Here is a 13818-nt window from a genome sequence, read left to right on the forward strand (position 1 = left end):
TGCGCGCATCCAATGCCTTTTTTACATCTATTCGTTTCATACCATCAATAAACACACATCATTCGCGAACGCTACTGGATCCTCGAGTGGAAGCCCTTCGACAAGCAATGCTTGTTGATACATCAGTTTTGTATAGCGCTCGAATTTCGAACGATCGTTTTGATATGCCGTTTCAAGAGAGTGGAACACTGCGTGTGACGGATTCAATTCAAGAATCTTGACCGCTTCTACCCCTTCGTTATTCGGCATCGCCTTCAGGATTTTCTCCATCTCGATCGAGACGGCGCCGTCCGTCGCAAAACATACGGGATGCGATTTGAGACGCGTTGAGGCTTTGACTTCCTTGACTTGTCCACTTAGCACTTCCTGCATAGCTTGGAACATCTCTGCTTGTGCGTCCGTCGTCTCCGCTTCTGCTGCTTCAATCCCTAAATCGCTGCTTGTGACCGACTTGAACGTCTTCTCGTTATACGTCACGAGCATCTGAATCGCGAACTCATCGATCTCTTCCGTGAAGTACAAGATATCATACCCTTTATCACGAACGAGCTCGGATTGTGGTAATTTATCCAGACGATTCGTACTCTCACCAGCAGCGTAATAGATATGTGCCTGATCTTCCGGCATCGCTGCGACGTATTCTGCGAGTGTGATCAACTTCTTCTCCTTGGCTGAGTAGAAGAGGACGAGGTCCTGCACCTGTTCTTTATGCATGCCGTAATCATTATACATACCGAACTTCAGCTGACGTCCGAACGCTTGATAGAACGTTTCGTACTTCGTACGATCCTCGCGCAGAAGTGCTTCGAGTTGTGTCTTGATCTTACTTTGGATGTTTTTCGCGATCAATTTCAATTGACGATCGTGCTGCAGTAACTCACGCGAGATGTTGAGCGATAAGTCTTCCGAGTCGACCATCCCTTTGACGAAACTGAAGTGATCCGGCAACAAGTCGCTGCATTTTTCCATGATCAAGACACCGTTGGCATAGAGTTCAAGACCCTTTTCAAATTCCTTCGAATAATAATCGTACGGCGCTTGCTCCGGAATGAATAAGATCGATTGATAACGAACAGCGCCGTCGACACTGATATGAATGTGTTTCGCCGGTGTGTCGAAACCATACCGCTTCTCTTGGTAGAAGTTCGTATAGTCTTCGTCTGTCAGTTCCCGTTTGTTCTTCCGCCAGATCGGCACCATGCTGTTGATCGTCTTGACGACTTCGACCTCTTCCGTCTCGTCACTGCCTTCGATCGGCTGACGTTCGAGTTCCTTCATCTCGATCGGATAACGAATGAAATCTGAGTATTTTTTGATGATACTGCGCAAGCGATACGTCTCGAGGTATTCGTCATACGATTCTTCTTCCTCGTTCGCCTTGATGTGGAGTGTAATCTCCGTTCCGACGGTTTCCTTGTCGATTTCCTCGATCGTATAACCTTCGACACCTCGCGATTCCCATTTATAAGCGACTGCACTGCCGAACGGTTTCGTAACGACAGTGACGACGTCTGCGACCATGAAGGCAGAATAGAATCCGACACCGAATTGTCCGATGATATCATGACCATCTTGTGCTTCATTCTCTGCCTTGAAGGCAAGCGATCCACTTTTTGCGATCGTACCGAGATTGTCTTCTAGTTCTTCCTTCGTCATTCCGATTCCCGTATCACGAATGATGAGTTGACGCGCTTCTTTATTTGGTTCGATCGTAATTTTGTAGTGTTCCTTTTCGAACGAAATCGTCTCGTCAGTCAATGCTTTATAGTACATCTTATCCATGGCGTCACTTGCATTCGAGATCAATTCGCGCAGGAAAATCTCCTTATGCGTATAGATGGAATGAATCATCATCTCCAGCAATCGTTTTGATTCCGCCTTAAATTGTTTCGTTTCCATGCTCATTCTGCCTCCCCTTTTTTAGCACTCAATCATATAGAGTGCTAATTCACCTCCTATTATTAGGGAGTTCGAAATATCTGTCAATCTCCTTTTGCACTGTATGTCGTAACTTTTTCAAGGACAATCATTCCAATTTGACGTAAGTGTTCTGCTGACCCGTAGGTGCCATGGCTAACGCCGTTTTCATCCTTTCGATTACCGAGACCGATGAACTGCTCACTCGGTTTGAAGTGGAGTCCGACGACGGGTACCTGAAATCGTGACGAGAAGCCAACTTGAAAAATCGCGTCCGGATAATCCGTTGGTCGATAGGTTGTCCAATCGATATCTGGTTCGAGCTTCGCAAATCGTTCCGTGTGTTCCTTACCGAGCAGGATGATTCCTTTTATCGAAAACAGTTCAAGCAGGCGTAACAAAAATGTCTGACCGAATGGACTATCTTCCAACACGCTGCGTTCTTTGATCGCTCCCATGTAGTGGTGTGTCGGAAACGGGAAAAAATCCAAGTGAATGACCGGATCAAGCGTCTTCTCGTAAAACGACGCACCGAGTCCGTTCAAGAATCCTTCGAGCTTACCGCCACCTGGTCGACCGAACCAGGTCCGGTACACATTTGGTTGTTTGAAGTAACGATTGAAGCGTCGAATCGATTCCGTCAATGTCTCTTCTTGTAAATACGCATTCCATGTCATAGATTGTGGACGTATGAAAAGCGGACCATGCTCGTCAAATCGTAATGCACCTGTTCGGTCTAAAAACTGCGATCGAGATGGGTTCGTCGCGATCGTCACCCAACTGCTACGTGTCGCATCACCAAACCAGAGGACCGGTGTCGTTTGGTCGATCAATTCACTTGCGAATGCACTCTTCTCGAGTGTCATTTGGTACTGGACGGCTTCGTGTAATAAGTTTTTAGCAAGTTGCCATTGATTGGATGTCAGCGTTCTCATCTCCCTCTATATAGCGATTGTGCTGTTGTAGATGTACCCCCTATCCTCTAACACTAGACGCATCGATGGGTTTAATCTCCATTTCTCCGGGAATGTTTCATAAGGTGAACGATACGACTTAGGAGGGATTTAACAATGGGTAGACTCGATCAAAAAATAGCTGTCATTACTGGCTCGGCAACAGGAATTGGACAAGCGACTGCGCTTGTCTTCGCAGAACAAGGAGCAACGGTCGTCTGTGCCGATGTCTCACTTGAAAAAGCACAACAAACAGTAGAACAGATTACACGACAAGGTGGGAAAGCGGAAGCCGTCCATGTCGATGTCTCAGACGTCGAGAGTGTCGAGCAACTAGCGAAGCACATCAAAGAGACATACGGTACAATCGATGTCCTCTTCAACAATGCCGGAATCGATGAACAGGGCGGGAAGGTCCACGAGTATCCAATCGATCTCTTCGACCGGATCATCGCGGTCGACTTGCGCGGTACATTCCTCGTCAGTAAATTCTTGATTCCACTCATGCTTGATAACGGTGGTTCAATCATCAATACGTCATCGATGTCTGGTCGCGCAGCTGACTTGAACCGGTCCGGTTATAACGCAGCGAAAGGCGGGATCGCGAACTTCACACGCGCGATGGCAATCGATTATGCGCGTCATGGCATTCGTGTCAACTCATTATCACCAGGAACGATCGAAACACCACTCATCGATACACTCGTCGGTGAAAAAGAAAAAGATCAAGGTAAACAGTTCCGCGATGCGAACGCTTGGATCACACCACTCGGACGACTCGGTAAACCACGCGAGATGGCAACGGTCGCCCTCTTCCTTGCTTCTGACGACAGCTCATATGTCACCGGTGAGGATATCACAGCAGACGGCGGCATTATGGCTTATACATGGCCGGGAGAGATGTTGATTGATTCGAAGTGGAAAGACGAAGCAGAAAAAAGTGAATGAGTAAGGTACGGTGTAACCTTCTGGTTGCACCGTTTTTCTTTTATCTCAAGACGTTCAGTCCCTTAAATTATTTTCCGAATTCGTTTACCTCCCTGAAGTATTTTTATCAGGGTACAGGATAAGTAAAGGGGGAAATACTTATGCAAACAGCAATTACTTACTTACAACGGTGTCTTCAAATCCCAAGCGTCAACCCGACGGACGGAGAGGAAGCCGTCGCACGTTACGTGTACGATGTACTGGTCGATCATCAGATTTCGACTGAATGGATTGAGGTCTCATCAAAACGAATCTGTCTCGTCGCGACCGTTCCTGCGACCGAGGAGTTTTCACGTCCTGCTGTCCTCGGATTATCTGGTCATCTCGATACGGTTCCGGTCCAAGAAGACGGCTGGACGAAAGATCCATACGGTGGTGAAATCGAAGACGGACGCATTTTTGGTCGTGGGGCTTCGGATATGAAATCAGGTGTCATGGCGATGGTACAAGCACTCATTCAATACAAGGAACGTCAAGACCGTCCGAACACCGTCAAACTTCTGATTACATCCGATGAAGAGAATGGCATGACGGGTGCTCGGCATTTGACCGAACAAGGGCATGCGGATGATTTAGATGCTTTACTGATCACAGAACCGACGAGTGGGATGATCGGTTATGCACAAAAAGGGGTTGTCGGGATAGAAGTGACATGCCGTGGGAAAAGTGCACACAGCTCTGCCCCGCAACTTGGACGTAATGCGATTGATGACGTATATCGCGTCATCCAGGAAGTGAAGTCGGAACGCTTCTCGATCACGGTGAATCATCACTCGGCACTCGGTCCGGTCGTTGCGTCGATCACATCCATAACAGGAGGCGAAGGACCAAACGTCGTTCCGAGCCAGGCTTCGTTCTATATGGATATTCGAACGATTCCGGGATTCGGTCGAGCGGATGTACTTGCTGCCTTTACGGATATCGAGCGTCGACTTGTTGCCGAAGATCCTGACTTTGATATGAGCGTAACCGTCATCAAGGATATTCCTTCCTGTGAAACCGATGAACAAGCGCCTTTCTTGCAGCAGGTCGCAGATACGATGGAGCAGGTCAGCGGCGTGACACCACGAAAAATCGCCATCCCAGGTGGAACGGATGGTGCGATGTTCAGCCAAGCAAAAAAAGCATTCCCGATCGCGATTGCTTCTTTCCATGATTTCCGTCTCGCGCATCAAGTCGATGAGTCGATTCCGTTATCCGAATATGAACAAACGATTGCGTTTTGCTTCAACTTGATCAACACACCATTACATCAACCTCTTTCATCACACTAAATAAAAGAAGGGACGACATTCGGGTGCAATACCCAAAGTCGTCCCTTCTACTTTTACTGTGTCTAGTTTAGTACACACCAAGCTGTGCCAATGCCTCACTTAAATAACTTTGATCACTGCGAAACTGATGACTCGTTTGTCCGTCAGACCAACTGATGAAGACACGACCAAGCCGGTCATATCGTAAACGGAGACGTATCACGCCCTGCTCAAATACGACTTCTCCCTGTAACGATTCATGAACATGGGCAAAATCACGGATGAACAGATCATATTCGTCGAATGAAACTGAAATGTCGTGTTTACTATCTTGTCCCGTCATCTGAATCGTTAGTTCACCTTGCTTTGGATACACGTGTAAGATGTCCCACGATATACTGTCTTCTTCTCCTCGAAACACGATGCGATGCTTCATTTGATTTCCACCTCTGAGTTACAGGATATTTACTAGCCTTTCTCGAAAGTAACCGATATCTTCTTCATCCGAAAGGAGTCTGCTTATGTCTGATACGCCAAAGACAGGTCCTACCGAACAGTCCGTTGATGCCTTTTTGGCACAAGTCGAACCGCCACTACGTCAAGCAGATGGTATCACGTTACGTCAGTTCTTCGAAGATGTCACGGGATACGAAGCCGTCATTTGGGGATCTTCCTTGATTGGTTTTGGTTCCTATCATTATCACTATGCCTCCGGTCACGAGGGCGACAGCTTTTATGTTGGCTTTTCTCCGCGCAAGACGAACCTCGTCCTTTACCTCGCGCTTGGTGAAGACGATGTATCGGAACGACTGCTTGCCACTCTCGGTACGTATCGACGCGGCAAGTCCTGCCTCTACGTAAAACGACTGACTGACATCGATTTAAACGTCCTTCGGGAAATGATTGAGCACTCGATCCGCACGTTAAAAGACATGTACCCGTCTTGATTTCAATCAAAAACAGCCGAAGCGGATTCGCTTCGGCTGTTTTTGAAATTAATGTCCGCCTTCCGTCCGATCGATATGGCGAATGTGTTTGAGATTGACCCCGATGATGATGACGGATAAGAGGACAAAGCCACTTCCGACATAAAATGGTAGGTTTGCGTTGAAGATTTCAGCCAATTTACCGGCCATGAATGGCGCGATGGCTGCCCCGAGAAAGCGTAGGAAACTGTATGCCGCAGATGCTGTCGAACGTTCGACAGGTGCTGCGTCCATGACAGCTGTCGTGATGAGCGTGTTGTTATTCCCAAGCACGGCTCCCGCCAAGATGACACAGACGATGACGACGGCTGGTGTTTCCGTGAAGATCCCCATTAATAGAAGCAAGATTGCGAATGTGATCAACATCATGACCATCGCTTTGATTGTTCCGAACCATTGTTTCAGTTTCGGAGCCGTTAAGACCGATGTGATCGCAAGCAACATTCCCCAGCCGAGGAAAACAAATCCGAGTCCTTGCGCTGGTAGTTTCATGACGAATGGTGCATAGGCCATGATCGTGAAGAACCCCACGTTATAAAGTGCCGCAACGATCCCGAGCGTCAAGAGTGAACGATGCTTCATCGCTTGAAACGGTGCTTTTAATGATAACTTCTGTTTCGGTGCAGCAGATGCTGCTGGTTTTGGCATCAAGAAGAGCAAGACAAGGAACGCGATGACCATGATTGTTGCAACACCCATGAATGGCGCGCGCCATGTGATCGATCCGAGCGTTCCGCCTAACAATGGTCCAATCGAAATCCCAAGACCAACGGCTGCTTCATACAAAATGATCGCTTTGGCTGTTCCGCCTGACGATAAGGAAACGATCGCAGCGAGTGCTGTTGCAACGAATAAGGCATTCCCAAGCCCCCAACCACCGCGTAACGCGACGAGCGTCCAGATGCTGTCAGCTTGTGAAGCAAAACCAGCAACGATTGCGATGACGGCGATCCCGAGCATCAATGTTCCTTTTTGACCAATCCGTGATGAGATCGCGCCTGTAATCAACATCGCGAATGCCATGACGGCGTTATAACTTGTAAATAAGAGCGTTACTTCACTTTTTGACGCTTCTAAATTCTCGGCAATCGTCGGTAAGACCGGATTGACGAGCCCCATTCCCATGAATGCTGTGATACTGGCGAAAAAGACTGCCCAGACAGCAACCGGTTGATGGAATAATCCATGTTTGCTTTCTGCTAATACCGTTTCCGGCTCAAGCGTCGTTGTTTTTTCAGCAAGTGCCATAGTGTCCCTTCTTTCTATTGAGTGTGTTACATGAACTGTTTAAACGAATGACGGATGACGTCGCCTCGACTAATGATCCCAACAAGCCGTCCTGCTTTAAGGATTGGAAGCTTTTTGATTCGTTTTGCGCCGAGCGTTGCTGCAATCTCTTCCATTTCTGTGTCAGCGTCCGCAGTTACGACTTTCCGGCGTGCCAGTTCCATGACAGGTCGATTCAAGATATGACGAATCCGATCTTCATAATCTTCTTCGTCTCCTTTGATGACATCTACATATAAGAATGTATCGACGATGATGTCCTTGTGTTTTCCGATCGCGCGCATGATATCTCCATCACTGATATACCCGACGACCTCCTGCTCAGCATTGATGACAGGAACGCCGCTAATACCAGATTGAATGAATCGTTCGATGACCGTCCGAATCAGATCTGTATCGTTTACCGTGATGACCTCTTGTTTCATCGACTCATAAGCTTTCATCTGAATTCTCCTTTGTCGTTCATTTCTCATATGAAAAAGTTGTATGATACAATTAAAAGAACAAAAATGATTGTATAATACAACTACAACTCTGTCAAGCCTCCTGCTTTTCGCATTGACAGCTTATCCACATTGGGTAATCATGAGGGACAGAGAGACTTTTTTGAAAGGGGAGATACCCGATGTCTCAACAAGCACTCGAAACCATTGAATTGGAGTTAGCGATTCTGATCCGGCGCTTGACGACAGCGACGGCAGACAATCGCAATTTAGATCGTGCTTCCTACCTCTTACTGCGACAACTAGCGGATTCCGGCAACGTCGGTGTCAAAACACTTGCCCGTGAACTCCAGCTTGATGTCTCGACCGTCAGTCGCCAAGCTGCAGCGCTCGATCAAAAGCAACTTGTGGAAAAAGTAAAAGATCCGACAGATGGTCGTGCCTTCTTCTATCATATTACGGATAAAGGACAAGAAGAGCTCACGATTTACCGGACAGCACGTCTCGCGAGCATCGAACGTCTCCTGACGGATTGGCCATCGGACGATGCTGAAGATTTTGGACGTCTGTTGCAACAATTCAACCGTGCCTTGCGCGAGCGTTAACAAAATCACACCATTTAAAGGAACGGACGCAAAATCAATCGATTTCGCGTCCGTTTTTTCGTCATTCTTCATGATATATGAGCAACCTGACAAACCGAACGAATTTGTGCGATGTGTTCAGGTGACGTTCGGCAACAACCGCCGATCAATCGTGCCCCTGCCTCATACCATGTCTTCGCGACGGTTTGGAACGATGTACACTGATTCGTACCTGACCACGTTTTTGCGATCGGATCATAGACCTCACCGGAGTTTGGATAGACGATGATTGGCACATCCGTCAACGCCTTGAGGTGACGGATAAAGTCGGTCGCGTAAGATGCCGGAAAGCAATTTGCACCGATTGCTGCGAGCTGTGGATGTTGTCCAATTGTCTCGATGCACGTCGCAAGTGCCGTTCCTTCACTAATGTGCGTCGCATCTTGAAGCGAAAACGTCAGCCAAGCGGACACTTCCGGATACGTTTCGAGAATCCGGAACAACACGACAGCTTCCTCGAGCGACGGAATCGTCTCGAATGCCAGCAGATCAGCCCCCGCTTCAATCAATGCTTCGATTCGTGGTCTGTGGAAGGCTTCCAGCACATCTGCTGACACCCCATAATGACCGCGATACTCAGAACCATCTGCTAAGTAGGCACCATAAGGACCCACTGATCCCGCGATTAATGCGTCACTCTTTCCGCTACGCGTGCGTGCGTTTTGCGCCAAGGTGACCGTTTGTCGGATCAGCGCCTGTGCTTCCTCTGTCGTGATATGACGTTGCTTGAACCCTTCGATACTTGCTTGATAGCTTGAAGTGATGGCAACATCGGCACCTACTTCAAAGTAGTCACGATGGACGTGTTCGATTTGTTCCGGTGCTTCGATTAAGAGACGTGCTGACCAAAGCGGGTCGTTCAGGTCGAATCCCTTCTGTTCAAGTTCGGTTGCAAGGGCACCATCTAAAATGAGAAAGGGAACTTCCTGTAATCGTTGATCAACTGGATTTTTGATTCGGGACATCTTCAACACTCCGTTTCTGAGAAGAATTCGTGAACGCATGTACGACATAACAGATCACGATGAATGGAATACCACAGTACAAGGCTATTCGTTGTGTCGGATCAAATCCGATACCAATCAGGGAAATCAAACAAACGACGAAAGCGGCGATCGGCACGAATGGAAAGAGTGGTGTGCGATAGACCAATTCGTCGACCGTATGCCCTTCGCGGAGAAATTGTTTCCGGAAGCGATACTGAGCAATGCTGATACTCATCCAGACGACGACAACAGCGAGACCGGAAATCGAGACGAGCGCGATATAGACACTTCCTGCTGCATAGATGCTAGACAGCAAGGCAAGTCCTCCGCCAAGCATGCTGAACAATACAGCTCGAAGTGGAACCCCACTTGGCGTCACCTGGGCGAAAAAGCGTGGAATCATGCGTTCGTGCGCAAGCGACCAGAGCATCCGAGAGGCGGCGTAAAGTCCAGAGTTCGCTGCCGACAAGATCGCTGTCAAAATGACGAAGTTCATCACGTCTGCTGCGTAGGGAATTCCGATTCGTTCAAACACAGCGACGAACGGACTTTCGAGTACACCTTTCCCATCCGTTGGTAATAAGACGGCTAACACGATGATCGTACCGACGAAGAAGAGGACGAGTCGCAAGATTGTCGTCCGGATCGCAAGCGGAATCGTCCGTTTCGGATCGACTGCTTCACCCGCTGCTACGCCGATCAGTTCCGTTCCCGAGTAAGCAAAGTTCACGGCAAGCATCGTCATGAAGATGACGAAAGCTCCATTTGGAAACAATCCGCCTTCGGTTAACGAAGAAAAGAATGGGGCCGGGCTACCATCTTGCAGTGGAATGAAGCCGACGATCGCTCCCGCACCAAGTAAAATGAAAGCAATGATCGTCACGACCTTGATGGCGGAAAACCAAAACTCGACTTCAGCGAACACGCGAACTTTCAAGACGTTAATACCAAGGATCATCGCAGCGAATAAGGCGCTGAACACCCAAACGGGAATCGATGGGAACCAACGTTGCATCAAAATACCCGCTGCCGTGAATTCTGAACCAAGGGCGACCGTCCAAGTCAGCCAGTAGAGCCAGGCCACTGTATAACCGGTGCCGGGTCCAATGTACTTCGTTGCGTACTTATGAAATGATCCGGTTTCCGGCATGTGCACGGCGAGTTCACCGAGACTTAACATGACTAAGTAAACGACGACGGCCCCAATCAAATACGATAAAATCGTTCCGACGCGTCCTGCTTGTTCCAACGTATAACCTGTACTTAAAAATAATCCTGTTCCAATAACACCACCTAACGACAGCATGATCAGATGACGTGATTCCATCTTGCGTCGAAACGCTCCGCTCGTTTTCATGAATCCATTTCCTCCTCGTTCCACCTATTCCAAACAAAAAACGCATCCTCACGGATGCGTCGGTCGACAATTCGGAAATCTTATCGATCGGGTGCAGCACCCGCAGGAATTAGCACAGTATCTTTCGACCTGTTGCTGAGGTTTCATAGGGCCAGTCCCTCCACCTCTCTGGATAAGTATGTAATTGTTCCTAACCCTATCAAGTCTTTTTCAAATTGTCAACACAATTCAGAATACTCCTATCAAAAAAACATTCCGCATCGTATCGATCCGGAATGTTTGGAGGTTTATTTTTTGGCGAATAAATCCGCTGTTTTCAAGGCTGCACGAACCGCTTTCCGATTCAATGTTCCTTGCTGGTGCTTCATTTTCTTCGTTTGGGCAGCCAATTGCGCTTTGAGCGCCGCAATCTCTTGATCCTTTTGAGCCGTTCCTGTTTGTTTCTGTAATGCTTTGATTTTCTTATCTTTTTCAGCTAATTGTGCTTTTGTTTGTTTTTGCGCATCCGCAATCTTCTTCTCTTGTTCCGGGAAGAACCGTTCAAAACGAGCGACTGCTTCCTCAAGACTTACGCCAGAGATCGGTTGTACTGGTGGGAGCAACTCGGTTTGCGCCATTTGACGGTCAAACGGTACATTCTCAGGATAGTTCGTCTCTTGGTAGATATGCTCAAGATTGTTCACGTTCAAGAAGTCAACGAAGTTGTCGAAGTTACGCGCTTGAACACGTGCCGGACTTTGGAAGTCAGCGCTTGCTACGACGTCGGATAATTGTGTATCCGCTGTGATGTCGTTCGCCCAAATGTGCGTCAACTGATGGTAATCCGTCAATTCGCGCATCCGTGCATCTTTTGGAATGAGGATACTCGGCGTACCTGCAAGCGTTGCTGTGATGTTTCCGTGCAAGCGCGCACCAAAACTAAGGTCTGCTTGTCCGATGAAATCGAACCATGTCTGTGCGTTCAAGAAGAAACGAACCCGATCATTCATGTAAGCAGGATCTGACATCTTCACCGGATAGTTCGTCACTGAAAGATCTGCGATCGGGTGCGTCCCTGTATACGTCAACTTCAGTTCCTTCATCCACTGGGGAATGAAGTAATGATTCGGATACTCTTCCATCCCACGTGTAATGAAATCGAGGACATTTTGTGGAGCTAAACGTGACGAGTTGACCGTAATCATCGACTCAGGTGTGATGTTCGTTTCACGGATGTGCAAATCACGACCGAACGCGTACATCGAAGGACATCCGATGACGCGATGATCGATCCCTTCGCGGAAACCAAGACGTGTTAAGTATTTCGACGTGATCTCCCCGCGAAGACCCAGCATGCTCGAGCGCTCGAGAACGGCACTGACGAACGCTTTGACATCTTCATCGAATGGGAATCCACCATCTAAGTCTGGTTCAAACGGTGCACGTAACCCTACACCGATGACGACGACTGGAATTTTTAATTTTTTGATGAGACGTGTATATTTCCGTAACGTCGGTACGAATTCTTTTCGGAATGCATCCGCTAACGGAATGACATAAAGATCAAAGTTGGCATTGATTTCGTCTGCCCGTTCTTCGTCGTAATAGTAATAGTCAGGTGTAATCGTCGTACCTTCTGTCATCAACGTCCGAAAGATACTGTATTGATAGATAAGATTTCCAACGTTTCCTCCAATGGAATTATGTTTCATCAAATAAGGAGCATCGAACTGTTCGAATGGTGTCATACCTGCACGAATAATAATACGTTTCATAATGGATAAACTTCCCCTCTCGTCTGCTTCATTCGTCCTTGCAAGAAAAAAATACGGAAAAATATATTATCAGTTTTTTTCAATCTCATTAAGAATAGATGAACTTTATTTCGGAAGTCAACGATTCCTAAGGGAAACAGGTCTTTCGTCATCAAAACGAAACATCAGGACTACTCCATCATTTTTCTAAAATAGAAAAAAGTGACTATTTAATCGTTTCGAGATACATGCGTAGATTTGCTTCGACTAATTTCAATGCATTCATCTGATTTGTCGTAGAAGGCTTCAATAATGCACTGAAAAAATGTTCCACTTCGACGGGCTGACCCTTTTCCATGTCACGTAACATCGACGATTTCATCGTGTCTTCCATTGCATGCATCTGTTTCAACAGCACCGCTTCTACATCGTCATTAAAGACTGCGCCTTGTTCTTCCATCGCCTGTTTCGCTTCCGTCATGACGTCTAGGATCATTTGACGTCCGACAGCTTCTTCCCGAATCGGACCGATTGCTGAGCGAAATAGCGTCGTCACGCCCGCGAATGTCGAAATGAAGAGATACTTTTGCCACATGTCGTCCATGATATGCATCGAATACTTCATTGGTGCCTTCGCTTTCGCAAAACACGCTGCGATTTTCTCTAGACGCGCTGTTGGTTTACCGGTTCGTGAACCAAATAGCAGCCGATGCGACGGGCTTGTCTGTACAATGCGCCCTTCTGCATCAAGCGTCGACTCAATAAAGCAAAGACCACCCAAAACTCGATCTTCTCCAAAGACTTCTGTTAATCGTCGAATGTGCTGCATGCCGTTCAACAAAGGAATGATATACGTCTCGCTCGAAACGAATGGCGCGAGGTCCTGTAGGACGTCATCTAAGTGATAGGCTTTCGTCGAAAGCAAGATGACATCAAATGCACGATCCGGTCGCATGTCTCGTGTTATCAACTGAGGCGTAATCGTCATATCGCCATGAGGACTAGTGATGTGTAGTCCTGTTTTTTGTAGTTGTTCATATCGATTCGAACGGACGAGGAATGTCACCTGCTCCCCTTGCTCAGCAAGACGACCTCCGAAATAGCCTCCAACTGCCCCTGCACCTACAACTAACATGTTCATATGTACTATCTCCTCCTTACCCGTTCTGTGCGTTGCTTACTCCTTCACCCTAACATATTTGGAACAGATTTCCTGATTTCTACGTGGATTGATTTGTTTTAAGTTAAGCGTTTGCATTTTAGAAAAAAACG

At 47.5% G+C, this 13818-nt stretch carries 13 protein-coding genes and 1 riboswitch; of the genes, 4 read left to right on the top strand and 9 right to left on the bottom strand.

Features of this window, described 5'->3' with window-relative positions; genetic code table 11:
• Positions 1-36: 36 nt before the first annotated feature.
• Both htpG and B3G15_RS00010 read right to left on the bottom strand, forming a co-directional pair.
• Positions 37-1899, bottom strand: coding sequence for a molecular chaperone HtpG (htpG, locus tag B3G15_RS00005; protein ID WP_290714303.1), 1863 nt, complete (start codon positions 1897-1899; stop codon positions 37-39).
• An 83-nt stretch (positions 1900-1982) separates the two neighbouring features.
• Positions 1983-2852, bottom strand: a complete 870-nt coding sequence (locus tag B3G15_RS00010) for a hypothetical protein (protein ID WP_290714304.1) — start codon at positions 2850-2852, stop codon at positions 1983-1985.
• Positions 2853-2987: 135 nt separating this feature from the next.
• On the opposite strand from B3G15_RS00010, the gene B3G15_RS00015 reads away from it, so the two are divergent.
• Positions 2988-3818 carry an SDR family oxidoreductase gene (locus tag B3G15_RS00015; RefSeq protein ID WP_290714305.1) on the top strand — a complete coding sequence of 277 codons (831 nt, stop codon included), beginning with the start codon at positions 2988-2990 and terminating at the stop codon, positions 3816-3818.
• Positions 3819-3958: 140 nt separating this feature from the next.
• Positions 3959-5131 carry a M20 family metallopeptidase gene (locus tag B3G15_RS00020; protein ID WP_290714306.1) on the top strand — a complete coding sequence of 391 codons (1173 nt, stop codon included), beginning with the start codon at positions 3959-3961 and terminating at the stop codon, positions 5129-5131.
• 67 nt (positions 5132-5198) lie between these two features.
• Here the strand turns inward: B3G15_RS00020 and B3G15_RS00025 are convergent, their stop codons facing one another.
• On the bottom strand, positions 5199-5546 hold the full coding sequence (locus tag B3G15_RS00025) for a WapI family immunity protein (RefSeq protein WP_064300747.1): 348 nt from the start codon (positions 5544-5546) through the stop codon (positions 5199-5201).
• A gap of 85 nt (positions 5547-5631) precedes the next feature.
• On the opposite strand from B3G15_RS00025, the gene B3G15_RS00030 reads away from it, so the two are divergent.
• Positions 5632-6057, top strand: a complete 426-nt coding sequence (locus B3G15_RS00030) for a DUF1801 domain-containing protein (protein WP_290714307.1) — start codon at positions 5632-5634, stop codon at positions 6055-6057.
• A 48-nt stretch (positions 6058-6105) separates the two neighbouring features.
• On the opposite strand, the gene B3G15_RS00035 is transcribed toward B3G15_RS00030, so the two are convergent.
• Both B3G15_RS00035 and B3G15_RS00040 read right to left on the bottom strand, forming a co-directional pair.
• Entirely contained in the window at positions 6106-7344 is a 1239-nt protein-coding gene (locus B3G15_RS00035; protein WP_050678549.1) for an MFS transporter, read from the bottom strand.
• 26 nt (positions 7345-7370) lie between these two features.
• Entirely contained in the window at positions 7371-7826 is a 456-nt protein-coding gene (locus tag B3G15_RS00040; protein ID WP_035395501.1) for a CBS domain-containing protein, read from the bottom strand.
• A 182-nt stretch (positions 7827-8008) separates the two neighbouring features.
• Between B3G15_RS00040 and B3G15_RS00045 the strand changes: the two genes are divergently transcribed.
• A complete protein-coding gene (locus B3G15_RS00045; protein ID WP_035395500.1) occupies positions 8009-8431 on the top strand; it encodes a MarR family winged helix-turn-helix transcriptional regulator in 423 nt (140 codons plus the stop codon).
• Positions 8432-8499: 68 nt separating this feature from the next.
• On the opposite strand, the gene mmuM is transcribed toward B3G15_RS00045, so the two are convergent.
• The 4 genes from mmuM to B3G15_RS00065 all read right to left on the bottom strand — a co-directional run bounded on the left by mmuM (position 8500) and on the right by B3G15_RS00065 (position 13687).
• Positions 8500-9435, bottom strand: coding sequence for a homocysteine S-methyltransferase (mmuM, locus tag B3G15_RS00050; protein WP_290714308.1), 936 nt, complete (start codon positions 9433-9435; stop codon positions 8500-8502).
• Positions 9410-10813 carry an amino acid permease gene (locus B3G15_RS00055; protein ID WP_290714309.1) on the bottom strand — a complete coding sequence of 468 codons (1404 nt, stop codon included), beginning with the start codon at positions 10811-10813 and terminating at the stop codon, positions 9410-9412. The genes mmuM and B3G15_RS00055 overlap by 26 nt, the downstream gene beginning before the upstream one ends.
• A gap of 77 nt (positions 10814-10890) precedes the next feature.
• Positions 10891-10992, bottom strand: a riboswitch (SAM riboswitch).
• Positions 10993-11100: 108 nt separating this feature from the next.
• Complete coding sequence (locus B3G15_RS00060; RefSeq protein ID WP_064300751.1) at positions 11101-12567, bottom strand: polysaccharide pyruvyl transferase family protein; 1467 nt, start codon at positions 12565-12567, stop codon at positions 11101-11103.
• Between the two features lie 205 nt (positions 12568-12772).
• Entirely contained in the window at positions 12773-13687 is a 915-nt protein-coding gene (locus B3G15_RS00065; RefSeq protein WP_290714310.1) for a ketopantoate reductase family protein, read from the bottom strand.
• Between the last annotated feature and the right edge of the window lie 131 nt (positions 13688-13818).

Origin of the sequence: Exiguobacterium sp. UBA1053 (genome assembly GCF_002316465.1) — a bacterium.
GTDB lineage: Bacteria > Bacillota > Bacilli > Exiguobacteriales > Exiguobacteriaceae > Exiguobacterium_A > Exiguobacterium_A abrahamii.